17 protein-coding genes and 1 pseudogene are annotated in these 23,918 nt (G+C 62.3%); 9 read left to right on the plus strand and 9 right to left on the minus strand.

The genetic code is table 11. The features are described 5' to 3' along the window. Positions 1 to 3: 3 nt before the first annotated feature. Entirely contained in the window at positions 4 to 834 is an 831-nt protein-coding gene (gene panC, locus HQ394_RS06360; protein WP_317629033.1) for a pantoate--beta-alanine ligase, read from the plus strand. 87 nt (positions 835 to 921) lie between these two features. Here panC and HQ394_RS06365 read toward each other — a convergent pair whose 3' ends face one another. From HQ394_RS06365 to HQ394_RS06390, 6 genes and pseudogenes are all read right to left on the minus strand, one after another. Then, positions 922 to 1,548, minus strand: coding sequence for a hypothetical protein (locus HQ394_RS06365; protein WP_190262572.1), 627 nt, complete (start codon positions 1,546 to 1,548; stop codon positions 922 to 924). Between the two features lie 96 nt (positions 1,549 to 1,644). After that, positions 1,645 to 3,366, minus strand: a complete 1,722-nt coding sequence (locus HQ394_RS06370; RefSeq protein ID WP_456151491.1) for a mechanosensitive ion channel family protein — start codon at positions 3,364 to 3,366, stop codon at positions 1,645 to 1,647. Positions 3,367 to 3,482: 116 nt separating this feature from the next. Beyond that, positions 3,483 to 4,562, minus strand: a pseudogene (locus tag HQ394_RS06375) (DUF748 domain-containing protein); the annotation flags it as partial. Between the two features lie 66 nt (positions 4,563 to 4,628). Next, complete coding sequence (locus HQ394_RS21070; RefSeq protein WP_456151492.1) at positions 4,629 to 6,950, minus strand: DUF748 domain-containing protein; 2,322 nt, start codon at positions 6,948 to 6,950, stop codon at positions 4,629 to 4,631. A 154-nt stretch (positions 6,951 to 7,104) separates the two neighbouring features. Continuing rightward, on the minus strand, positions 7,105 to 7,539 hold the full coding sequence (locus HQ394_RS06385; RefSeq protein ID WP_223291899.1) for a YqgE/AlgH family protein: 435 nt from the start codon (positions 7,537 to 7,539) through the stop codon (positions 7,105 to 7,107). 476 nt (positions 7,540 to 8,015) lie between these two features. Then, positions 8,016 to 8,942: a DUF2125 domain-containing protein gene (locus tag HQ394_RS06390; protein WP_190262576.1), complete on the minus strand. Its 927-nt coding sequence runs from the start codon at positions 8,940 to 8,942 to the stop codon at positions 8,016 to 8,018. A gap of 152 nt (positions 8,943 to 9,094) precedes the next feature. Between HQ394_RS06390 and HQ394_RS06395 the strand changes: the two genes are divergently transcribed. The 4 genes from HQ394_RS06395 to HQ394_RS06410 all read left to right on the plus strand — a co-directional run bounded on the left by HQ394_RS06395 (position 9,095) and on the right by HQ394_RS06410 (position 14,143). After that, entirely contained in the window at positions 9,095 to 9,958 is an 864-nt protein-coding gene (locus tag HQ394_RS06395; protein WP_190263153.1) for a DMT family transporter, read from the plus strand. Between the two features lie 16 nt (positions 9,959 to 9,974). Continuing rightward, entirely contained in the window at positions 9,975 to 10,541 is a 567-nt protein-coding gene (locus HQ394_RS06400; protein ID WP_190262577.1) for a gamma-glutamylcyclotransferase, read from the plus strand. 1,412 nt (positions 10,542 to 11,953) lie between these two features. Continuing rightward, on the plus strand, positions 11,954 to 12,607 hold the full coding sequence (locus HQ394_RS06405; RefSeq protein WP_456151546.1) for a sensor histidine kinase: 654 nt from the start codon (positions 11,954 to 11,956) through the stop codon (positions 12,605 to 12,607). A gap of 15 nt (positions 12,608 to 12,622) precedes the next feature. Further along, positions 12,623 to 14,143, plus strand: a complete 1,521-nt coding sequence (locus tag HQ394_RS06410; RefSeq protein WP_223292047.1) for a response regulator — start codon at positions 12,623 to 12,625, stop codon at positions 14,141 to 14,143. A gap of 407 nt (positions 14,144 to 14,550) precedes the next feature. On the opposite strand, the gene HQ394_RS06415 is transcribed toward HQ394_RS06410, so the two are convergent. Beyond that, entirely contained in the window at positions 14,551 to 15,564 is a 1,014-nt protein-coding gene (locus tag HQ394_RS06415) for a crotonase/enoyl-CoA hydratase family protein (RefSeq protein WP_190262580.1), read from the minus strand. Between the two features lie 464 nt (positions 15,565 to 16,028). On the opposite strand from HQ394_RS06415, the gene HQ394_RS06420 reads away from it, so the two are divergent. Then, the gene (locus HQ394_RS06420; RefSeq protein WP_190262581.1) at positions 16,029 to 18,566 is read left to right on the plus strand and encodes a GGDEF/EAL domain-containing response regulator; all 2,538 of its coding nucleotides are present in this window, start codon (positions 16,029 to 16,031) and stop codon (positions 18,564 to 18,566) included. Positions 18,567 to 18,802: 236 nt separating this feature from the next. Further along, positions 18,803 to 19,534 (plus strand): hypothetical protein, encoded by a 732-nt coding sequence (locus HQ394_RS06425; protein ID WP_190262582.1) that lies wholly within the window; start codon positions 18,803 to 18,805, stop codon positions 19,532 to 19,534. Here HQ394_RS06425 and HQ394_RS06430 read toward each other — a convergent pair. Beyond that, positions 19,531 to 19,779, minus strand: coding sequence for a hypothetical protein (locus HQ394_RS06430; RefSeq protein WP_190263154.1), 249 nt, complete (start codon positions 19,777 to 19,779; stop codon positions 19,531 to 19,533). The two genes, HQ394_RS06425 and HQ394_RS06430, sit on opposite strands and share 4 nt — an antisense overlap. A gap of 119 nt (positions 19,780 to 19,898) precedes the next feature. Here HQ394_RS06430 and HQ394_RS06435 point away from each other — a divergent pair, with 119 nt between their 5' ends. Continuing rightward, positions 19,899 to 20,303 carry a DUF2934 domain-containing protein gene (locus tag HQ394_RS06435; RefSeq protein WP_223291902.1) on the plus strand — a complete coding sequence of 135 codons (405 nt, stop codon included), beginning with the start codon at positions 19,899 to 19,901 and terminating at the stop codon, positions 20,301 to 20,303. 175 nt (positions 20,304 to 20,478) lie between these two features. Here HQ394_RS06435 and HQ394_RS06440 read toward each other — a convergent pair whose 3' ends face one another. After that, positions 20,479 to 20,658 (minus strand): DUF1289 domain-containing protein, encoded by a 180-nt coding sequence (locus HQ394_RS06440; protein WP_190262584.1) that lies wholly within the window; start codon positions 20,656 to 20,658, stop codon positions 20,479 to 20,481. Between the two features lie 343 nt (positions 20,659 to 21,001). Here HQ394_RS06440 and HQ394_RS06445 point away from each other — a divergent pair, with 343 nt between their 5' ends. Next, positions 21,002 to 23,692 carry a bifunctional acetate--CoA ligase family protein/GNAT family N-acetyltransferase gene (locus HQ394_RS06445; protein ID WP_190262585.1) on the plus strand — a complete coding sequence of 897 codons (2,691 nt, stop codon included), beginning with the start codon at positions 21,002 to 21,004 and terminating at the stop codon, positions 23,690 to 23,692. Positions 23,693 to 23,918: the final 226 nt, after the last annotated feature.

Below are 23,918 nucleotides of genomic sequence, written 5' to 3' on the forward strand. Positions count from 1 at the left end.
CCAATCGTACGAACCGCGGACGATCTAGGCGATGTGCTGCGCGGATGGCGCCGCGTCGGGCTTAGCGTTTCCCTCGTCCCTACCATGGGTGCCCTCCATGCCGGCCATCTGGACCTGGTGCGCCGGGCGATGCAGCTGGCCGATCGTACCTGCGTGACCCTATTCGTCAATCCGACGCAGTTCGGCCCCAACGAAGACTTTTCCGTCTACCCACGTGATGAGCATGCCGATGCAACCAAGCTCTCCGACCTTGGTGCGCACATCCTCTATGCCCCGCCGACGGAAGAGATGTATCCGACCCACTCGGTCACCCGCGTAAGCGTGCCGCAGCTGGGCGATTTGTTGGAAGGTGAGTTTCGTCCGGGATTCTTTACTGGCGTCGCCACCGTGGTCACCAAGCTGTTGCTGCAGTCGCTTCCCGATGTGGCGGTGTTTGGCGAGAAGGATTATCAGCAGCTGCAGGTGATCCGCCGGATGGTCGCCGATCTGTTCATCCCGGTGCGGATCGAAAGCGCGCTGACGGTACGCGAAACCGATGGCCTCGCCCTCTCCTCACGCAACGCCTATCTGACGGCGGCGGAACGCCAGGTAGCACCCCGATTGAACGCGGCGCTGCGGCAGGTGGCAGCGGCGGGTGATGCCGCTGAGGCGGAGCGGATCGCGGCGCAGATGTGCGTGGAGCTCCGCGCCGCCGGTTTCGCCAGGATCGACTACCTGACCGTTCGCGATGCCGAGACCTTGCAGCCATGGGCCGGGCCGTCCAGACCCGGCCGGGTGTTGGTCGCTGCCTGGCTGGGTCGTACCCGGCTCATCGACAACGTTGCCATGGGCTGACGCGGCGATCACCTGTCGCCAGCGACAGAGGACCGACCGGAGCCCCACCGTACGGTCGGGCTCCGGTGGATGCGGTGGATGCTCGACCTAACTGCGCGGCAGGATACGGATGGCCACCGCTTCGGTGTAGGTGAACTGGAGCACGTCGCCGACGTGCAGGTTCCGCAGTCGCGGTTGCAATTCGGGATTGGTGACGTGGATCGTCCGCGGGTTTCCTTCAGGGCCGCGAATAGTCACGGTGTTCCGATTGAGATCGATCGCGGTGACCTCGGCCGTGATGACCGTTGTTTCGCCGACGGCGCGGCCGGGCAACTGACTGGGGGCGGCGCGCTCGGTTACTACCGATCCCGTGGCACCGAGTGGGGTGTTCGGATCGGCCAGGTTGATGGCAAGCGACTCATAGTAAGCCACAGCCACCCGGTCACCGGTCTTGACCCGGCTGAGATCGGCATCGGCCGGTGCCTTCACCGTCGTTACTTCACCCTCGTCGTTGCGCAGGGTCACCAGACGGGTGCCGCGGTCGAGAGTGACGATCGTCGCCTCGCCCTCAATCACGTTATCGGCAAACACACCGGTGCCGCGCGGCGGAATGCTGGTATCGGCCGGCGGTGGCGGCGCGTCGCCGCCCGAGCCGTAACTTGAACACGCCGCCAATGCCGCGAGTGAAATGGCCGTAAGCAGCCGTGCCGTCCCGGCTAGACGTATCGTTGCCATCTTGATGTCTCCCTTTTGCGCAGCGAACTGAAACCCGTTTGAAGCCCGTGCTAGATAAGCTTGTGTGACCCTATACCAGAGGGTTTGAGCCGCTGACTATACCCGGTTTGCTCGTTTACTCTCGTTTTCCGGGTCTTTGGCCGGCGCGGCAAACCACGCCTCCTTCGGAACGTAGATCTTTTCCGGCGGCTGATCTTCGAAGTTTGGCGACATGATCTGCACACCATACTCGTTGAACACATCCTGAATGTTGGCGTGCAACTCCGACAACACCTTGCGTTTGTTTTCCGGCGCGTCGATGCTGACCAGCAACTGATAGCCGACGTAGAAGTCGCTCAAGGCGGTCTGGATCACCACCGGCTTCGGCTCCTGACGCACGAGAGACGTCCGTTCCGCCGCCATCTGCAGCATCGCATGCACCTGTCGCCAGGGGGTGTCGTAACCGATCGTCACCTCGGTGGTAACGATCGCGCCCGTCGCGGCAGTGGCCAGCCGCGAGTAGTTGGTCACTTTTGAGGTGACGAGAACCGCGTTGGGGATGGTGATCTCGCGCTGAAACGGGGTGACCAGCTTCGTAGACAGCATGCCCACCTCGGTGATCGTCCCCTCGCTGTCGGCAACCTGAACAAATTCGCCCGTTTTGAATGCCCGCGCATAGACGATGACGAGGCCGCTCATCAGCTGATTGACGAAACCGGCCGAACCCAGGGAAATCATCAGGCCCACGAGCACACTCACGCCTTTGAAAGCGTCCGAATGTGAGCCGGGGATGTAAGGAAAGGCAACGGTGATGGCAAAGATCCAGATCAGCACGATCGCCAGCCGACGCGTCGCTCGCGCTGTCTCCGCCTCCAACCACCGCACTCTGAGCCAGCCTGCCTCGACGCTGCGAAAAAACCGATCCACCACCTGGACGATCAACCGGGTGGCGAGAAAGATGATAATCACGGTAAAGAAGCCAGGGATGGCATGCAGAACGCCTAGCCCCAGGTTTCTGATCAGGCCACCGAGCCACTTTCCCAGTCCCTCTCCCCAGGGATAACTGTANNAAGGGAATTGCAGCAGCACAAAGGTGATCCACAGATAAGCGGCGACGAGCCCGCTACCGAGCGCCGTCAGCTTGATCCCGCCTTCCTCGAAAGCGCGGAGGTAAGGACGAAGATTAATTCCCCGCACCTCGACCGGTCGAACCGAGCGTCGCTTGGCAAGCGCCTGCAACGATCGGCTGCGCAGCAGGCCGACACCCCAAAGCACCAACACGAACAGTGCGGTTGCGAACAGGGTGAATACTGCAGCGCGCAGTAAAACCGGCAATCGCTGCTGGTCCGAGCGCGCCCGCAACGCCTCCCGGAGCTGTACCACCGTCTGCTGCGCCAGTTGTTCCAGCGTCTGGGCGGAATCGAGGTCCAGATCCTCGTTTGCCAGTCCGAGCAGCCGTTGCCCATCAACGTCAATCCAGTAGCCGCTCAATCGTCCCATCGTCCCGGGCTGCATGCCGATTTTGTCAATAGGCGTATCCAGGGGGAGGTTGGCGATCCGCCGCTCGATCCCCTCAACCCGACGTTCGGGCGTCATCGCGCCCATCTGGGCCCTGAGTTCGACAATAGGGCGATTGGCCACAACCACCGTTGCCGGCTCGCCTAGAGTTAAATTTGTCTCGGTGAGTGTCGGCGGCAGTTCCTCCGCGCTCGCCGCCACGCTCGCCAGGGCGACAAGAAGCGCGATAATCATGCCTTGGGCGCTCACGGCACCGGCGGACCGCCTCAAGGTTGTGCAACAGCGGCGCAGTGCCATCCAGTTCCTTAAACGCGGGCACATCGATGCATCCCTCGCCTTGTTCTTTCACATTCCTATAGAACGCGCCTGAATGATTGTGCCAGCAGGTCGGCGGCACGTCGCACCGTCTCTAGGCGCTTCGCCTCGCGGCAAGGCTCCTAGAACCCGAGTTCGACCCGCGGAGCGCCCGGATCGGACGGGGCCACCCGCGGTTCCGAACACAACGGCACCCGCCCCCGACGATCGGCGCCGCCGCCTTCGGTCAGCGCATCGCGAACCTGGGTCATGCGCGCGCGTGCCAGTTCCGGCAGCCGTGGCAGCGCCTTGGCCGTCGCCATCTCGCGCTCGCGCCCACGGACATCGCCGATCAGCTGATCGAGATCCTGGCTGGTGGCAACGCCGCATAGCGTCAGCCGCATGCGCGGCCGGTCCTTCAACATCTGCCGCAGGCCGACGATCGCCTCGTGGGCCGAAGAAATGAGGTCAGTTCCACCCGGAGCAAAGGCCAGAGGTGCCAACATCGGCGATCCCGCCGCCGCGGCGGCCTCGCCTGCACCGACATCGCCGGCTGAGAGCAGCGAAACCGAGGCGGAGACGAGTTTGAATGGCGAGGTGATCAGGGCGCGCAACACGCGGTAGAGTCCGGACCAGATGACGCTCGAATAATCGAAGTCAGGCGACAGCAGGTCGCCTTCCACCGGCAGGGTCAGGGCAATCGTCCCGTCCGCATCTTCGAGCAGGCCGATGATCGTGCTCAACGGCATGCCGATGGACTTGGACACCTGGTCACCGCCAGCTCCGGCGCGATCGGCGAAGCGCAGCCCGGCGACGGTGGGGCGCAGTTCGCCGGTGAGCTGCCCGCCCTCGGCCTTGCCTTCCGCATCGACCATCAGCTTGCCAGCGGTGATGTCGAGGCCCACCTGCGGCGCCAGATAGGGATTGACCGCCGGCAGTGCCAGTTCGTTGACCTTCGCCTGAATGTTGAAATCCGGGCGTGACTTGAAGGGCAGCGCCCAGCCATCCACCATAATCAGCGCGTCGTCGAGGCGCGCCTTCAACCGCAGGTCGGTACGAGCCGAGGGATTGCTGCTGTCCACATTCGAGAGCGAAAGCGTGTCCACGTGGATCGTCGCAATCGCCGGCGGCGAGAGGGTCTGATCGAGCATCGAGATCGTACTGCTTTCGAGCAGACCCATCTGGCCAATCCGGATCGCCGGCAGCCCCGCCGGCGGCCAGGTGCGCGGTGCGGCNNATCTTTCGCTTTCGCCTCCGCCGTCGCTGGCGGTGACGACGCTGCTGCCTGCTCACTTTGCGCCGCTGCGGCGCGTCGGGTCAGCGACACATCGAAGCCGCCGATCGCCAGGCGATCGAAGCCGTAGGCACCCCGGATCGGCGACGTCGACCTCGGCATCCACCAGCCGCAGATCATGGACGCGGGCAGTCATCGGCAGCGTGTCTCCCGGCAGCACCGCCTCCAGCGAGCGGAACCCCAGGTCGAGACGGGCGAGCATCGGTTCCGGGGCACGCCCGCCCTCTTCCATTGCCAACTCGTGGATAGCGAGATCGAGGTCGGCCAAATCGACCGCCTGCGCCAGATCACGGCGTGCGCCGCCGATCCGCGCCTCGATCCGCTCACTCGCCAGCCGCCCCTTCATCGCCAAGCCGCTCACCGGGCCTGCCTCTCGATAACTGAAATCAGCAAGATCGAGGGCTAGGCGGCGGAGATCGACGTTGGTAGTGGTGCGGCCCTCTCTCGTCGCTTCACGCAGGGCAATCGCGAGTTCAGGTGAGGACAGCCGGAGACGACCGCCGACCCGCATGCTGTCGCCCTGGGTCAGGTCGACCCCCACCGATTTCAACTGCAGCGGCCCGGTTCGTAGTTGCAGATCGGAGCCCGCCGCCAGCGGCAGCTGCATCTGAAAGCGATCCAGATCGAGCGCGGGCGCGCTGATCTTCAGCTTCGTATCCGTACCGGCATCAACGGCGAGGGTGGGCAGCGTTCCCACCAGGGAAGCAGCGCCGAAGCGCATCGGCGGCTGCGTGCTACCCTGNNCCTTCGCCGCCGCCCGTATGGTAACCAGGGGATTGGCCGCGTCGATGCTGAACGCGCCGTCGATGCGGGTACTGTCGGCCGGGAAGGAGAAGCGAGCCGCATCCAGGCTGCTTTGCAGCGCCGAGAGGCTGATGTCGATAGGCTCCGCATCATCCGGCACCGTGAGATTGATATCGCTTGCGGTGACCGAGCCGGTTGCCGTCAACGGCGTGCCGTCCGCCACAAGGTCGAGCACGAAAGTGGAAAGACGTACCCCCACCATCGCTAACGTCCCTTGGATGCTGGGACCGCCAAGACGCAGTGCCTGAACATCGAGCTGCGGCGTAATCGCGAAGGTGGGCGCGGCCCGCACGGGTACAGAAACCGCGAATGCCGGCAAGCCGATCGTCGCCTTGTCGGCACCAACCTCGGTGCCATCATCCAGGCGCAGTCCCAGGGTGCTGAGGTCGATCGAGGCGTCACCAGCCACATCGACCCTGCCGTTGGCATCGGCATTCAATCGCACGTCGTTCAGGCCGACGGTCGCATGGGCAAGGCGAAGGGCGCCGAAGTCGGGACTCGCCAGATCGATCCCGTTCAGCTTCGCCTGCCCCTGCAATTGTGCTTCGATCCGCCCGTCGGCGGTTATCACCGATCCCTTGCTTTCTACCGTGACGTCGGCGCTTCCGGCGTTCGGATTGAAGGCTAAGGGACCGGCAAACTCCTCGATTTTCGCCAGTTCGATGCCGGTGATGTCGAGCTTCGCATCCATCGCGATACTGGTGGCAAAGGGCGTGGCCGTACCGGTCATGGCGATGTGAATGCGGTTGAGAGCGCCATCAAGGCGAAACCGCCCCGGGTCATCGGGTGCCCAGGTAGCGAAGCCTTCCAGGTCGAGGGTTTTTACCTCGATCGTCGCCTGGCCACCGCGGCTGCTCGTGAAGACAATCCGGCTGTCGCGTAGCTGCAACCGGTCCAGCCCGGCGCCCCAGGGCAGGCGCTCGGCGATCGACGGCGGCATAGATGGCGTTGGTTGCGGCGTTGGTTGCGGCGCCGGCTCCCTGGACCGCTGTGCTGCCTGTTCAGCAAGGATGCGGGTGAGCGGGATACCGTTGATGCTGATCTCTCCGTTGGCCGCCTGATGGATGTCGATGCGAATCCCTTCGACCACCACCGCCTCAAGCAGCGCCTGCCTATGAAACAGCCGCCTCACATCGATCTTCAGGCCAAGACGCCCTACCTCTCCCGCCTCGCTGCCGGCGCCGCGGAAGGTCACCGGGCCGAAGTTCACTTCGCCCTGCAACGGGCTGATATCGATGGTCTCGACACCGCTCGTATCGATGTTAAGGCCCTGGAAATAGTTGCGTGCCAAATAGCGGGCGAGATAGTCCGGGGCGTGGTCGATCAGGATTACCAGGCCGCCGACTACCGCCGCTATCAGCGCAAGGGCGATCAGCCAGACGCGTAACCGCCGCGGCCGCTTGCCTGGTTGATCGGCCTCCGGTTCAGGAGCACGCGACGCTTCGTCCACCACGATCCCATCCTTGCTCAACGCCAGCGTAAGCAGTCCCCAAGCGCACGGAGATCCTGGCACCGCGACCCGGATGAGTACGCCAAGGTGATTTCCCGGCAGCGATGATGACGCTTTCGCGGGGCAAATGCGAGGCCACAGCCAATGACATAGCGACGCGGTGACGGCACCGCGCGGTATTCAGCGCCCAGCCAGCCGCTGCGGGATCAAGTGCGACCTAAAGCGGAATGCCGGCCACTGCGAGCACCCGCTCCCAGGCGGTATCCGGGTCATCGTCGAAGATGTAGGGCGCTTTTGCCGGCGCCAGCAGCCAGTCGCCGCGCGCGATTTCGCTGTCCAGTTGCCCGGGCGCCCAGCCGGCATAGCCCAGGATCACCAATGCGTTCTTGGGACCACGACGAGTGCCGAGAGCCTCAAACACATCGGGGCCAGTGGAAAATGCCAGGCTGTCGCCGAGGGCAATCGTGCTGTCGCCGGAATAATCCGCCGAATGCAGCACGAAGGCGCGCTGTGGTTGCACCGGACCACCCGCATAGAGGCGTATGGACGCGGCCGCCGGCGGTGGCGGAATGTTGCCGGCATCCAGCAACATCTGCAGCGATCCTTGGCGCAAGCGGCGATTGACCACCACGCCGAAGGCGCCCCTCGCCATCGTGCGCCACCATATAAATGATGGTCCTGGCGAAGTGCGGATCGGTCATCTGCCGGCTGGCGACGAGACACTGGCCGGCGGCACTCCCTGGTGCGCGTTCTGTCGCTGATTGCGCCTGGCAGGCGCAGGCCAGGGAAACCATAAGCAACGCCAGCATCGCCATCAGAGCGATCCGCCAACCGTGCCGCGGCGGCGCCCCCTGTTTCCGGCGATGCAGACCGGCGACGGCGGAACGGCGACGGAACAGCGTGCCCATCGCTCGGCTTACGGAGCAGCTGCGGGCGGCGGCGCGGGCAGCGGCACCCACGGCGGCGACGGCATCCGGGCGATAGCCAAGGGACCGATATAGAGCTTGCGATCCTGCACGCTCGCCGGAACGCTGAGCGGGGCGGCGCCGGCTGCTGCCGCCCCCGTTTTGTCCCGCCCCTTCGCCGGACGAAAGACCAAGGACGCCCCCGCCGCTACCATTGGTGAAATCACCCCTTGTCGGCCAATTGGCGTAGTATCTCCGGCAGTCCGTTTACCCGCAAGGAAAAGGCGGCGATTGGGTCGCCCGCCCGATCGAGGGCGATGGTGCCATCGCCGCTGGCAACGAGGGACGCATAGGCGAGGGTCAAGTTGTTGATTTCGATCGTGCCGCCGTCGTCACGCCAGCGCACCAGCGCCGCCGGCCACTGTCCACCATCCAGATCGCCCTTCATCTGCGCCGTGAAGGCAAGCTGCGCAATCCGGTTGCCGAGGGGCCATTGGCTTTCGACAGGCAGCACCAGATCGGCGAGGGAGACGGAGTAGAGGCGGCTGCTGGCAGCAGCGGCAAGTGGCGCAGACGGCGGGTTGGTGGCGACAGGGGCCGCAATAAGCTCAAGGCTGCGGACGTGTGCGGCGTCGCCCTCCGCCGCCGCGCTATCGAAACGCAGCGTCAGTTTGTCTGCGATGAGGCTGCCCACCGGCGTGCCATACGTGGGATCGAGTTCGGCGCTCAGACGCTCGGCCTGCGCCGTCAGATGATCGGCACCCCAACCCGGTGGCAATCGCACGTCCTGTTGCCCAAACAGGTTGAACCGAAGCTCGCGCGGCGCCAGCGGATCGGCCTCGATGCTGAGGCCCGGCGTTTTCCAGCCCCACCCCATCGGGGCCGCGATCTCCGCCCCGGCGATATTCAACCGCACCCATCGCGGGAAGCCGGAATTGGTGATGGCGCCATGGTCGACGCGGTAGCCCTCCCCCTGGCGTTCGTCGATCCAACCCGCGAGGCTCGTTTCCAGCTGCGCCGCCGCCACCATCCAGTATCCGGTGTAGGCCGCGGCGGCGATCAACAGCAGCGCTAAAATCACCACCACGGAAATGGGCAGTCGCGCTTCCTGGCGCTGCGGCGCCAATTCCGCGGCAGTTGCGCCAGCCATATCGCCTGTGTTCTTGGGGGCAGTCATACCCTTCCCCTTCAGAGGATTCGCTGTTCTTTTATCCGGTTGCGCCATCGAAGGCGACAGCCTTAGGGTGCGGAGTAGATGATCAGGATATCATGATGCATTTGACTGCTCCCAAGCTCGATTCCATGCGTATCGTGCCGGCATCCCTGGTCCCGGCGCTGTTCGTGCTGTTGTGGAGTACCGGCTTTATCGGCGCCAAATACGGTCTGCCCTATGCCGAACCCTTCACCTTCTTGCTGATTCGCTTTGCCGTCGTCATCCCGGTGCTCGCCACGGCGGCGGTCGCCACCAGCGCGCCGTGGCCGCGGCGACCGGCAGATCTCGGCCGGCTCGCCTTCGTAGGCATCCTGCTGCACGGCTTCTACCTNTGGGGGGTCTTCTTCGCTATCAAGACCGGGGTGCCGGCGGGTGTGGCCGCCCTCATCGTCGGCTTGCAGCCGTTGCTGACGGCAGCGCTCGGTCGGCTTTATTTGCATGAGCGGCTCAGCCGGACTGGCTGGATCGGTCTCGCCCTCGGCCTGGCCGGCGTCGGCTTCGTCGTTGGTCCCAGCATCGACTTCAGCCACGCCTCGGTGGGCGGCTTCGCCGCCGCTTTCGTCGCCCTGTTGGCGATCACCGCCGCTACCCTTTACCAGAAGCGGCATGGCAGCGGCATGAACCTGATCACCGGCTCGGCGGTGCAATTCGCCGCAGCGGCGCTCGCCGTGCTGCCGGTGGCGGCGCTGTTCGAGCACTGGCGAATTGAATGGAATGGGTCCTTCGTCTTTGCCGTGCTCTGGCTGGCCCTGGTGTTGTCGATCGGTGCCATATCCCTACTGCATCTGTTGATTCGCCGCGGTGCCGCCACNCGGGTGGCGAGCCTGTTCTACCTCACCCCATCGGTCACTGCCGTTCTCGCCTATTTTCTCTTCGGCGAGCGCTTGAATATGTTCACCATTACCGGCTTTGTCCTGGCTGCACTGGGCGTTGCCCTGGTGACTCGCCGCTGAGACGGCAGAGAGATCAATGACAGCGGACGCAATCGGCGATGCCAGTGACTTCTGGGTGTTCGGCTACGGCTCGCTGATGTGGGATCCCTGCTTCACCGTCGCCGAGAGCAGTTGGGGCATCGTTCGTGGCTATCATCGGGCGCTGTGTATTCTCTCGGTGCGCAATCGCGGCACCTGGGAGCAGCCGGGCCTTGCGCTTGGACTGGAGCGGGGCGGCTCCTGTCGCGGCCGTATCTTCCGCATCCCGCCGGACGCAGTGGCGACGGCGCGGGCCGCCCTGTGGGCACGTGAAATGCCTAATGAAGCCTATGTGCCACGGCTGCTGTCGGTACGCCTGGATGACGGCCGACGGCTGCCGGCGCTGGTTTTCGTTGCTCGCCCAGGCCATCCCCAACATGTTTCGCACCTACCACCGTCGGCGGCAGCGATCATGGTGGCTGAGGGACGCGGCCAGTACGGCACCGCGCTCGACTACTTGCGCAACGTGGTGGCGCATCTCGATGGCTTCGGCATTGCCGATGGTCCGCTGCATCGGATCCTGAGTCTGGCCGAAGCCATCGCCGGCGATGCCGCCACCGGTTAGTCACGGCCGAAACGATACCGCCGGCCTGCCGATGACGACGGCGAATGGCAATGTGCGCCATGCGCGCATTGTGCAGAGCACCATTCAAGTCGGCATTTGTGCGCTGGCGTTCTGGCCTTGGCTTTGTGAGGTGGCCCCCGTCGGGCGGACAGTTTGATAAGCTTGGGTCGACCCGAGGGCCGTCGTAGAACGTCGACCGGCTGATGCTCATCGCCCGGAGGCTCGCCGCAGATGGCGTCGACAGCCGCCCTGGCCTTGAACTCCGCCGAATTGCGCTTTCTCTTCCATGTCATCGGGTTCGTTCTCTCTGCAGGGCGAGCCAAGCTTAACACCCCGTCCGGATTTCCGGCACCACCTCCGTCCTCCGGCAAGACGTAGTGCTTCGGCGCGGTCTCGGTCATGATTTCGCGTCCGATGTGCCTGCGAACATCCTGACATAGAACGACGCGAATCCCCCTCCGCTTGCAGCATGAGCCGCGATACTTTTGGGTGTCGGCAACCTCTTTAAATTTAGAATAAATCGAAACTAGAACAAGATTCGGCCTCGGACTGAGCTAAGCTTTGACAGGCCCGCATGACGGGAAGCGACAACTTGAAATTTCGCCTTAGCACTACTTGCGGCTGGAAAAAGCCTGCACAGGGTCTTTCAACCCCGCCGCAAAATTGCCAAGAATACATGCAATTTTATCCCCTGCGCGAAATGCAAGATGAATTCTTTAGCATGATTTTTGCGTTGCCGTGACATTTGTGATAGGTTGGCCAACGACTTGAACGATTGAAACGCGGCTGGGAATAGGGGCGAGGGTGCCAGAGCCTGGGAAATCTAGTTGCGGGGGTAATGCTCTTAGCTGGCTGACGTCTGCAACCGCTGATATTGTTACTTCCGTACGGACTTATTCCAAAGTGAAATTCTTCGGCCGCACCGCCGCCGCCGGACGCCATGGCATAGTGCCTGCCGACGCGAGCCAGGATCAGCAGCAACTCGGGGGACAAGCGAAAGGTCGCGGCCACCAACTTCGGTAAGCAGCGGCGAAGATAAACCAACGACACGCTGGCGTCACATTAGCAATATGCTGCGGGGACGGCCTGATAGCGAGCACGAACAAGCCCTTATCCGCGTTGTTATCGTCGGCCTTCTTACCGGTTACCTGCTACATGCGTTGTTGACGCAGCCATATCCCGCCCATGAATTACTGACCCTCACCCAACTCGGCGCTGCCTACTTTACTGTCTCCTGCACCATCTTTATCGCCATTCTCCTCCGACCAAAAGCCTCACACCTGCGTCGCCTGGCGATGATGGGGGCNGATTTCGCCGTTTTGTCGGTCTTTCTGCACTTCGGCGGCGGTGCGGCGGCGCCCTTCTATCCGATCTACCTATGGGTCAGCCTCGGCAATGGTTTTCGCTACGGCATGCGCTACCTGTTCGCATCCGTCGTCGCCTCGGCAATCGGCTTCCTGTGGGTGATTGTCGCCACNCCCTTCTGGCAGAGCCATTATGGACTGGCGCTGGGCCTGCTCGCGGCGTTGATCGGCATCCCCTGCTACGCTTCGACCCTGATCCACAAGTTGAGAGAAGCGATCAATCAGGCGGAGGCCGCTAATCGGGCGAAGAGCCGGTTTCTCGCCAGGATGAGCCATGAACTGCGGACACCGCTGAATGCAATCATCGGCATGAGCGACGTCCTCAGGGAAACACAGCTCGACCATGACCAGCGCTCAATGGTGTACACGATCAGGACCTCCGGACGCGCTCTGCTGAGCTTGATCAATAACATTCTCGACCTGTCCCGCATCGAAGCTGAGAAGCTGACGGTTGTTTCGGAAGACTTTGGTCTTTACGGGATGATTGCCGACCTTCTTGCGATGTTTTCGCCACAGGCGAACAGCAAGCGCCTGACCCTCGGCGCGCATATTGAAACCGAGGTGCCGCCGCGGCTGTGTGGCGACGCCCATTGTCTACAGCAAATCCTCACCAATCTGGTGGCGAACGCCCTGAAGTTTACCGACAAAGGGCATGTCTTCATTCAGGTCGAGGCGGTCACCCCCTGTTGCCGCGCCAACTGACGNATTCGCTTTTCCATCGTCGACAGCGGCATCGGGATCGCCCCGGAACATCATCAGCGCATCTTCGAACAGTTCACCCAGGCGGACGAACGCATAAGCCGTCATTTCGAAGGCAGCGGACTCGGCCTGGCGATTACCACCAGCCTGGTTCAACTCATGGGTGGCACGATTGCCCTGCGCAGCACCCCACACGCCGGCAGCACGTTCATCGTCGAGCTTCCCTTCGCGCTGGCAGCCGAAGCAGCACTGCCGGATTTGGCTGCCCGGGCGCCCGTATTCCTGCTCTCCGACGCCAGCGGCGCTGACGAGCACGATATCGATGCGCAAGTCCAACGGGCGCTTGAAGCAGTCAATCAGCGGCTGACCGGTGCCGCCCATTCGATTGCCGACCTGCGCCGTCTTTTGCCGCTGGCGCCCTCACTGCCGCCGCCGCTGGTGCTGGTGAACACAATGACCAGACCCGGCTGGGATCAGGACCTGGCGCAGGCTCTTGCCCGAGACAGCGCCACGCATACGGCTGTCCTGGTGCGTATCGCCAGCCGCTCGGCCCACCTCGTCGCCCCGAGCGCTGCCGCGGTCACCATCTCGCCGCCCATCACCGCCGAAAGTCTGGGGCGTGCACTCTACGCCGCCCACCTCCTGGCCAATCGGTGCAGCGAAGGCGGCGCCCTCGTTGATGAGGCGGCAGAACCGGAACTGCAGGCCAAACAGCCGCTCAGGGTCCTGGTCGCCGAAGACAATCCGGTCAATCAAAAGGTTACTCGTCGCATTCTCGAACACGCCGGTCATCGCGTCGAAATTGTCGGCAGCGGTGATGATGCGCTCGACGCCCTCGACCGGGACGACTTCGATGTGTTCGTCGTCGATGTCAACATGCCGGGAATGAGCGGGCTGCAGGTGGTGAAACTCTACCGGATGGCCCATATGGGCGAATCGCCGCTGCCGATTGTCGCCTTGACCGCCGACGCCACACCTGAAACCCGGCGGCTGGCGGAGAGCGCCGGCATTGATGCATTCCTGACCAAACCAGTGGAGGCGAAGCGCTTTCTCGACACCATCGGCCGGCTGGCCGAGGCTCGAATATCCAGCGCGCCGGCGCCCACGTCAGCGCCCCGACGTGCGGAGCAGGTGACGCAGATTTCGTCACATCCGCGCTACCGACCGGAAGCTTACCCGGCGATCAACTGGACAGTGGTCGATGCGCTGAGCCGCTTCGCCGACGACGATGACTTTGTCTACGATACCCTGAACGAGTATGCGGCGAATGCGCACAAGCTGCTGGGAGAAATAAGTGAAGCTGCCGCTGTGGTCGATGCCCAGGCTTTTCGCGACGGCGTGCACGCGCTGCGTGGCACGTCGGGCAACGTTGGCGCCGAAGCGCTCTGTCGACTCTGCCAGGAAATGCATGGCATGACCAAGGACCGCCTGCGCAATCAGGGCTCGGACTTGATCGGTCAACTGGGGCACGAGCTTGCTCGCTTCGAGACCGAGTTTTCGCGTTGCGCGGCGCAACTGCGCAAGCGCACGTCCGGCTAGCGACGCTTACCGCTGCCCCCGGCTGCCGGCCGCATTGAACTGCTGGCGGCCGAACGAATTCTTAGGAGTGTCCCCTCCCTATCCAACCCGTGCGACTTTTCGGTCAGCGCTGCGGATCGGCGTGCAGGATGGTTATCTCAGCGGACAGTCTGGGCTGCCTTATGGTCCGTCTGGGGATGGTAGTGCTCATCTGAAGCGATCCCTCGACCGGGATCTGAAAGAGCTTGATCTGACTTGTTGTCCAGATCCATGTTGGTATTGCTTTGGTGCGGTCCTCTCGCCTGTTCGTGCGGGCTTCATCATTAGGCCGCTCCTGCGGAGTTTTCTTCCCTGTAGGCATTACTTATAATCTCTCCCCCATAGACTATGTGTTCACCGCCTCTTGTCTCGTTGCGCCAACAGCAACGTCAACTTTGTTGTGCGTTCAATCGTGCCCATCGTCGATCCTGCGCTTTGGCGAGATGGCTCATCCGGCGCAGGTCCGCGTCGCTGAGCTGAAGCGCGGTGTCCACCCACACGTCAGCGATCTCGATCAGTTCCTCAAGAGTGACGCGATTGACGATTTTCCGCGCCTTCAGCACTGCTTCCCGACTGTGGCGTTGGCGCGTAAACTCCTGCATCAATTCGTAGACGGCCTCCACCCCTTCGCCGGTTGCCACCAGCCGGTCGACGATACCAAGGTCGTGCAATTCTTCGGCACTGTAGATCTTGCCGCTCAGGATCATCCGCTCCGCCTGCACTGCGCCGACCCGCCTGGTGAGGAACGTGTAGGCACCCATGCCCGGAAACAGATTGAACAGGACCTCCGGCAAGCCGAACTGCGCCTGCCGCTCGGCAACGACGACATCGTGCGCGAGAATGGCCTCGAAGCCCCCGCCGAGCGCGTCACCCTGCACCAGGGCCACCATGCAGACCGGCACATGGTAGTTGCTGTGCAACCGGAACTGGCCTCGGGCACAGCCGTGGGCGTACTGGCGCAGTGCATCCCGGCTCTTCGCCTCAATCAGGTGCAGAAACAGGACGAGATCACCGCCGAGATTGAAGATCCCCTCGACGCGGGAGGCGGTGACGACAAATCTCGCCGGTTTGTCCTGTTTATGGGCACAACGAGCAAATGTTGCCTCAATACTGTCGGCAACCATGTTCAGATCGTGAATGAGACCACGGGTGAAGCTCGGCCGGGATCGTGGCCGCATGTATTGCCAGATGACCTCGCTTCGAGGTTCGTAGACAACATCGAGTTCTTCAAGCGCCCAGCTGGTTTCGTCGTTACAGGTCTCGAAGCGGAATGGATCACTGCCAAACTGCGCCAACGGCAGGGTGGTGACAACAGAACTTAGCTCGGACGCCGATCGACTCAGCGGGTACTGTGCACAGGCCGCTCCCATGTTGATAATCGGCCTCAAAGCTGCATTGGACATGAAAACTCTCCATATTATTGAGCATCCTTGCCGATTTCCTCTTTTACGAGAGGAATGTGGCGGCAACTATACCACGCATTTCCAATTGCTGTGCTGAATTTCGCCCCACCATCCCCACTTGGGTGTATATTGTCATGAATTGCCTGCGCGGATGTCACCGACGCGCAACGTATCCTTGTAGACGGTACCGCAAGGACGCCGACGGCGGGCGATAGCTCACACGTAAACCCGGTCACAGACGCTCTCTCACTCCAAGGTTACCCTCCGAACACTGATAAGCTCCTTATTCGGGCACGCTCATCGCAGGACGCGGCGGCGCTAGGTAGCGATGAAGACAATACCGTTGTGAAACTACGCCAATAGGGGGTAATGTTAACCAACAGCGTGAGGGGCTTGGCCGATTCGTTCGACTATGGCGGGAAAATAAATATTACCCCAATCCTAATGCATCGACGGAGAACGCCATGACGATCGTCGTGATCGTCGACGACCAGCCAATCAACCTGAAGATATTATGTCGCTTTGCACGTTCAATCGGTGACGATGTTGCGGTACACGCCTTTGAAGCGCCGCAACCAGCACTTGAGCTGCTACGGTCGCAGACACCAGACCTCATTGTGACCGACTTTGTTATGCCGACAATGAGCGGCGAGGAGTTCATTCGGCGCTGCCGCCAGCACGCCCCTACACGGCACGTTCCCATCATCGTCGTCACCGCCTACGAGGATCGCGAATACCGCTATCAGGCGTTGGATGCGGGAGCGAGCGACTACCTGCTCAGCCCCGTCGACGGGCAAGAGTTCTGTACCCGCGCCCGCAATCTGCTGACGCTTTGGCGGCAGCGGCAGACGCTGCAATTGCGCACGCAGTTTCTGGAAGGCGAACTCGCCGCCACCTTACGCCAGTACGCCGAGGACATTCGACGCAAGGAGGAGCATCTGCGGCGGGTGATCAACACAGTGCCGGCGATGATCCGCGCCACCGACACGGTCGGCCGGCTGCTGCTGGTCAATACCTTTCACGAAACGTATTTCACCATTAATGCCGCGACCGCCATCGGCATGCCGCGGCAGGACGTTTTCTCCGCCGACTACAGCGCGCGTCATCGCGCACTTGATTCGCAAGTCATCGCCGATGGTACGGCGATCCTCGCCATTGAAGAGAGCGTCCGCGGCTGCGACGGCAGCGATCGCGTCCTCCTGACCACCAAGGCACCGATCACCGGGGCGGCAGGTCAGGTGGAACAGATCGTCACCGTCTCGCTCGACATCACCGAACGCAAGCAGGTGGAGCAGGCGGTTTGCGAGAGCGAGGAGCGGTTTCGCCAACTCGTTGAAGGCTCCGTTCTCGGGCTCGTCATTGAAAGCGGCGGCGTCCCCATCTTCGCCAATCGCACCTTTGCCCGCATTTTCGGCTATACAAGCCCCGCTGAAATCCTCGCCTTGCCGAACCTGGATCGTCTGTTTGCCGCCGCTGACCTGCGCCGGATCGACCAACTGCGGCAGGCGACCCTCGCCGGCGAAACCCTCAATGAGCCGAGAGAATTTCAGGGCGTTCGTCGCGACGGCAAAATGATCTGGGTGGAAATTCAATCGCAGCCGGTCAGTTGGAAGGGCCGCAACGCCCTCCAGACGACCTTCGCCGACGTCAGTCTCCGCAAGGCGTACGAGGAGCGCTTGCAGCAGCAGGCCAACTACGACCAAGTCACCGGACTGCCGAACCGGATGCTCGCTACCGACCGGCTACGCACCGCCGTTCTCAGCGCCGTGCGGCACCGTCATTGCGGCGGACTGCTGTTTATCGACCTCGATCACTTCAAGAAAATCAACGACACCTGGGGGCACGCCACTGGCGACAACCTGCTACGCATGGCCGCCGACCGCATTCGCAGCTGCGTACGCGAAGAGGATACGGTGGCACGCCTTGGTGGCGACGAGTTTACCGTCATCCTCCCGAACATCGGCACCGCGGCCAATTCCGAGCCGGTGGTCCACAAAATCCTCCATGCGTTTTCCCACCCCTTTGTGCTCGGCCGCCATGAGGCATTCGTCACCGCAAGCGTCGGCGTCAGCGTCTTTCCCGATGACAGCGAGGACCCGGCCATTCTGATGCAGAATGCCGACGCGGCCATGTATCGGGCGAAGGAACAGGGTCGGGATACCTTTCAATTCTATACCCGCGAACTGAATGAGCGGGCAACGGAGCGCATGCAGATCGAGAGCCATCTGGTCCACGCTCTCGATCGGGGTGAGTTTCTTGTCTACTATCAGCCGATTGTCGATATCCGCACCGGTGCCCTCGCCGAAGCGGAAGCACTGCTGCGCTGGTCGAGCCCGGAGCTCGGTCGATTCCTTCCCGATCAGTTTATCCCACTGATCGAGGATATCGGTTTGATTATCCAAGTTGGCCAGTGGGTTATCGATAGTGCGTGCCGGCAATTGGCCCGCTGGCGGCGCAACGGGATGCCCAACCTGGGCGTGACCGTCAACATTTCCTCGCGCCAGTTGCGGGTCAATGGTCTCGTCGATACAGTTGCGCATGCGATCCAACGGTACGGCATCCCGCCACACGCCCTCGAACTTGAGATCACCGAGAGTTGCCTGATGACCGACGTGGATGAAAACAGCGAGGTTCTGTACGCTCTTGACCGGCTCGGGGTTAACTTGGCCCTGGACGATTTCGGCACCGGCTATTCCTGCCTGCGCTACCTGAAAGACCTGCCGGTTGATACCGTCAAGATTGACAAGTCATTCATTGCTACGGTGACGACCGATGCAAGTGATGCCAGTGTCGTCGAGGCGATTATTGCCCTTGCACATCGTCTGGGCATTCGCGTCATCGGCGAAGGTGTCGAGAATGAAGACCAGCTTGATTTCATTCGTCAACGCGACTGCGATCTCGCCCAGGGGCATTATTTCTCCGAGCCATTACCATCCGACAAGTTCTCCCTCTGGCAGCTCGATTTCGCTGCGCCGAAGAGGCGGGTGTTAAGCGGCGTCTGAGCAACAGTCACCGCACTCGGCGCTTTAGCCTGCCCCTAAATGCTCACACTTCTCACGGGAAACTCCCTAAAAAGGGGTAAGTCGCTTTTCTTTCCTAAGTTTCGGGGCTAATCCATGGCCTCGTCAGGATGATCGCAATAGGGGTCAGTGCTGCGAGCGGGCGCTGATTGATTGCCAGACCTTCAATGCCTTGGCGCATACATGCCCGGCCTGCGCCTGATGCTTAAGGAGTGCCAATGCCCCTCGGGTTTCGTGAAGACCGTCGCCGCCGACGACGACGCACGCAGTGGCTGGTGTTCAAGTGGCTCGTTGCCTTCGCTCTCGTAATCGCCGCCGGCGCCTACGCCTATGAGATGGGCAAGCGGCTCGCGGCTACGGAACTCACCCGTCAACGCGATCAAATCGAAACGCTGACGGCTCGCGTTAGTGAACTGGAAACCCGCAACACCTCGCAGCGCGCCGAGGTGGCCGCCGCCGAAACGACGGCGCAGAACTGGCAGCAGCTTTATGAGCGTGACGTTGCCCGTGGTCCGGTGAAAGAACTCTTTGAACTGATCCAACACAAGCTTGCCTCCGGCGTTGAGGCCGACCGGCTGAAAACGGTGCTGACCGCGACGCAGAATCGGCGCGACTGCCGGCGCGAGGCGGAACGACGAAAGTTCCCACTGCCGACGCGGGCCCGTGATGCCACCAATGCCTCCCTCAACTTTGCCAACGGCGAGGTAACTGTTGTCGCGTTCGGCGCGCCGGCCAAGGATGAAAAAGGCAACGAGGAATCCTGGTTCGATCCGGCGCAGCCGGTGACCGCGCGCCTCATTCGCGGGCGCAGCACGGTCGCCGAACAATCCGGAGCAATGCCGCTGGTGCTGACACAGATCATCGGCGAGCGGGAGTACAGGTTTACCATCGATGCGAACAAGCTGCGTGGAACGGTCGACATCACATCGGAGTCGTGTCGCTTCCCTTAATCTTCGCTTGGCGATGCCCGGCGCGAATCAACCAGCGGACTCTGCAGCGAATCGATGAGCGCCCGCAGGACTTGGCGTACCTGTGTCTCGTCGCAACCGATGAGCAGTGCGTCCTCCAATGCGTCCTGCGCCACCTGCTGCAGTTCTAACAGATTTTCGTTCAATACTTTGAGTTTTTCTTCGCAGGCGACCGGCATGCCGTCTGATTGCTGCCAGATGATCCGATTTTCTCGCCTATCCTGCATCGTCACTCCTACCTCCGCACCGCTGAGAAACGCTCGCCGCCCACTTTTTCGTCTTTTCTGAGGAATTTCTCGCTGCCATTTGCAACAATGCCTCGTTTTTGTCGCGCATGGGGATGCCTATGACCAACAGCCTGCATCAGCTCGCTCACGACATCCAGATGCGGATCCGTGATCTCGCTTACATCATGTGGGAGTCTGCCGGCCGCCAACAGGGGATGGCGCTCGAATATTGGCTGGCGGCGGAAAAGGAGGTGTTGGACACCTTTCAGGCTGCCGCCGGAAAGGTAGTGCCCGCAGCCTCCACCTCGACCTCAGCGGAGAGCGACGCGGCAGCAATTCCGCCGTCGACATCAGCCGACGTTGAACCGGAGGCGCCGGTAGCGACGAGCAGCGCCGCCGTCGAGACGGCAGACCCAGGCACCTCCGAGCCAGCGGCGCCGGCAAAATCCACTGCGCGCGCGGCAGGTGCCAAGGCAACGAAGACAACCCGCCGCAGCACCAGCCGGAGCAAGGCCACTCCCTGATCCTCCCGTCGCTCCGCTGACCGCCACGGGCAGCCGGGCAGCGCCGGGCAGTCGATGTTGTCTCACTCAGGTGTACCGGCACAGGGGAGCCGGTGAGGCATGTCAAGAAATGCCTGTCAGCCACGTGGGTCGAACGGGTGGAACGGGCGCAGTCTGGTGACGAATAAGCTCTCAGCTATTCCCCTGCCGACGGCCGACCACCCCGGTCGAGGATGCGCAGCCGTTCCGTATCGTCGGCTGCAGCCCAACGGGCGATTTCTTCAAGGGTACGGAAGCAGCCGCGACACCAGCCGCGCTCCATGTCCATCCGGCATACGCCGACGCAAGGTGAGGCAACACAATCATCTTCGCTCATTCGTCCTGCGCTCCATCGCCCTTGCTCAGACGCTGTTAGTGCGGGCTTTACGCGCTTTCAACATCGACAGCAACATGGCTGCGCACCGGCCGCAGCATCTTTTGGCGCGCCATTGCGGCCGCTGATTGAACACCGACAAAGGCTGACTGTACCCTCTGATATCACATGTGTATGATCGTCAGCGTGATCGACGAGAGATCATGCAGGATGTGTACGTCCGGTAAGTGGCGGCGGGAGCTTTCAGAATGCGAACCGACACGCGCCTACCAAGACCGCGATTGCCAAGACTACGATGCTGCCAGTCCGTTATCTATCTCCGTTTCGTGGCTAAATCTATCCGGTCATGCCGATCCTCAATCTGAACAAGCTGTTTTATCCAAACTCGGTTGCCGTCGTCGGTGCCAGTAACCGAGAGGGCGTCGCCGGTCAGATCGTCATGCACAATCTGCTGCATGGCGGCTTCGAAGGACCGATCATGCCGGTCAGTCGCGAGGATAACGCGATCTCCGGTGTTCTCGCCTACCCCCGGATCGACGCACTGCCGGAAACGCCGGATCTAGCCGTGATCTGCGATGGCGGGAGCTCCGCCCGGGAGACGCTGCGTGCACTCGCGAAGCGCGGCACGCGCGCGGCAATACTGCTCGCCAGCGATATCGTCGATGCGGCCGACGCCCGGTTTGGCGTCACCGCACAGACGGTGTTGGCGGAGGCAGAGGAAGTCGGCCTGCGTATTCTCGGCCCCGATTGTCTCGGCCTCATGGTTCCCGGCATTGGCCTCAACGCCACGGTAGCGCCGGTGGCAGCGTCACCAGGTGGCGTCGCCTTCGTTTCCCAGTCGTCCACCGTCTGCTCCGCCGTCCTCGACTGGGCACACGAGCGGGACATCGGCTTCTCGCATTTTGTTTCCCTTGGCAAGACGCTCGACATCGATCTCGCCGACGTCATCGACTATCTCGGCAACGATGCAATGACGCGCGCGATTCTGATTTACGTCGAATGGATTGGCAACGGCCGCCAGTTCATGTCGGCCGGACGCGGCGCCAGCCGCAACAAGCCGGTACTGGTGATCAAAGCCGGCCGCACCGCCGAAGGCCAACGGGCAGCGCACGGCAACGTTGAAGCCGCCGGAACGGACGACGTTTATGACGCGGCGATCCGCCGTGCCGGCATGTTGCGGGTGCACGGCTTCAGCGAATTGTTCGCTGCAGTGGAGACCCTCGGCCGAACCCGCCCCCTGCGCGGCGAGCGCCTCGCCATCATCAGCAACGGCGTCGGCATTGCCGTGATGGCGGTGGATAATTTGATCCTCAGTGGTGGCCGCCTGGCCCCTCTGTCGCCCTCAACCCTGCAGGCGATCGGGCGACAGGTCGGCACCTCGGCAGCTCCAGCCAATCCGGCGCTGCTTGACGAAGATGCGACGCCCGATCGTTATCTGGCCGTTGCCAAGTCGATCCTCGCCGACGACAACGTGGACGCCGTTCTCGTCCTCCATGCGCCGTCGTCCGCCGTCCCCAGTGTGCGGGTAGCTGAGGCAGTCATCCGCGCTGCCAAAGAGACGCGCGGTGCCGTCCTCGCCAGCTTTATGGGTGGGAAAAGCGTCGCCGCAGCCAGGCACCTGCTGGGCGATGCCCATATCCCAACCTTCGATACGGTCAATCAGGCGGTCGACGCCTTCATGCACATGGTACGGTTCCGACGCAATCAGGAGTTGCTGATGCAGACTCCGCCGTCGAAACCAATCGAATTTGCCAGTGGTCGCGAGGACGTGCGGCGGATGGTCGATGAATTGCTTCGACGCGGCCAGACGATCCTCACCGGGCGAGAGGCAAAGACACTGCTGGCCGCCTTCGGCATCAAATCGGCGGAGCCCCGGATCGTCAGTTCGCCCGAGGAAGCGGCACAAGCCGCCGAGACGATGGGCTTTCCGGTTGCGCTCAAGATGATGGCGCGCGATGTGACGGCGAAGGGACCGGCCGGCAACGTGGAGATGTTTCTCGAATCCGGAAGTGCCGTTCGGTCGGCGGCGCAAAGGCTCCTGGCCAATACATCGCAACGCATGTCGCGCGCCGCCGTCCACGGGCTGACAGTCGAGCGAATGACGCGTCGCACCGGCAGCCGCGAGGTCCGCATCGGGGTTGCTGACGACGCGGTGTTTGGGCCGGTTATTGTTTTCGGCCATGGCGGCTCCGCTGCCGAGGTGATCGACGATCATGCGGTGGCCTTGCCGCCGCTCAACATGGCGCTGGCGCGCGAACTGATCGAGCGCACCCGCATATTCCGCCTATTGCAAGGCTACGGCGATGTGCCTCCCGCCAATCTCAATGCACTCTGCCTGATGCTGGTGCAGGTCTCGCAGATGGTGGTGGACGTGCCGGAGATCGCCGCCCTCGACATCAATCCAATCCTGGCGGACGAAAATGGTGTTTACACCATCGACGCCCAGGTGTTGATCGCGCCGCCAACGGAGGCCACCGAACGCCGCTTGGCAATCCGCCCCTATCCCCAGGAACTGGAGGAAGAGTTTGTTTTGAAGTGCGGTCGCAGCGTGCTCCTGCGGCCGATCCGCCCCGAAGACGAGCCGGCGCATCACGATTTTCTCGCCAAGTGCACGCCGGAGGATATGCGGCTGCGGTTCTTCCACCTCGTTCGTTCGCTGCCGCACTCGGAAATGGCCCGTCTCACGCAGATTGACTACGATCGGGAGATGGCTTTCATCGCCACGGCACCTAAGGAAGACGGCTCGGGGCCGGAAACCCTCGGTGTCGTGCGGACGGTCGCCGACCTCAGCAACGACAAGGCCGAGTACGCGATCATGGTTCGTTCGGACCTGAAGGGGCAGCGCCTTGGCCGGAAGCTGATGGAAAAGATCGTCAGCTACTGNTGTCGAACCCGCGGCACGCGCAGCATCGTCGGCTTGGTACTGCGCAACAATTTGCCGATGCTGGATCTCATCCACGCGATGGGGTTCACGAGCCACAAAGTACCGGACGACGATGTGATGGAAGTTGAACTGGACCTTTGTGTTGACGCCTGAGTCCTCGGCTTGAGCCCTCGCCGCCACCTGTTACGCCATCCGCTGTAGACGCAAACGTCCTGGTCACAGTCGGATGTTAACGTGGCGGCGCTCTAAGTCAACGGAAATTTTTCCTTTAATTACCCAAACGAGCCGTTTTCGCACACTGAGCGGCTTTATTTTCCTCTCCGTCGACGGCAGCTTCGCCGCCGCGACCGATCTATCGCCGATAATCAGGCGACAAAAG

The organism is Defluviicoccus vanus, assembly GCF_014672695.1.
Taxonomy (GTDB): Bacteria; Pseudomonadota; Alphaproteobacteria; order Rhodospirillales; family Defluviicoccaceae; genus Defluviicoccus; species Defluviicoccus vanus.

Excerpts from the sequence above, each read along its gene's own strand:
- HQ394_RS06420 (WP_190262581.1), top strand. The coding sequence starts at position 16,029 with ATGACGATCGTCGTGATCGTCGACGACCAGCCAATCAACCTGAAGATA.
- HQ394_RS06440 (WP_190262584.1), bottom strand. The coding sequence starts at position 20,658 with ATGAGCGAAGATGATTGTGTTGCCTCACCTTGCGTCGGCGTATGCCGG.
- HQ394_RS06390 (WP_190262576.1), bottom strand. The coding sequence starts at position 8,942 with ATGGCTGGCGCAACTGCCGCGGAATTGGCGCCGCAGCGCCAGGAAGCG.
- HQ394_RS06435 (WP_223291902.1), top strand. The coding sequence starts at position 19,899 with ATGACCAACAGCCTGCATCAGCTCGCTCACGACATCCAGATGCGGATC.
- HQ394_RS06385 (WP_223291899.1), bottom strand. The coding sequence starts at position 7,539 with ATGGCGAGGGGCGCCTTCGGCGTGGTGGTCAATCGCCGCTTGCGCCAA.
- HQ394_RS06425 (WP_190262582.1), top strand. The coding sequence starts at position 18,803 with ATGCCCCTCGGGTTTCGTGAAGACCGTCGCCGCCGACGACGACGCACG.
- HQ394_RS06365 (WP_190262572.1), bottom strand. The coding sequence starts at position 1,548 with ATGGCAACGATACGTCTAGCCGGGACGGCACGGCTGCTTACGGCCATT.
- HQ394_RS06430 (WP_190263154.1), bottom strand. The coding sequence starts at position 19,779 with ATGCAGGATAGGCGAGAAAATCGGATCATCTGGCAGCAATCAGACGGC.
- HQ394_RS06400 (WP_190262577.1), top strand. The coding sequence starts at position 9,975 with ATGACAGCGGACGCAATCGGCGATGCCAGTGACTTCTGGGTGTTCGGC.
- HQ394_RS06415 (WP_190262580.1), bottom strand. The coding sequence starts at position 15,564 with ATGTCCAATGCAGCTTTGAGGCCGATTATCAACATGGGAGCGGCCTGT.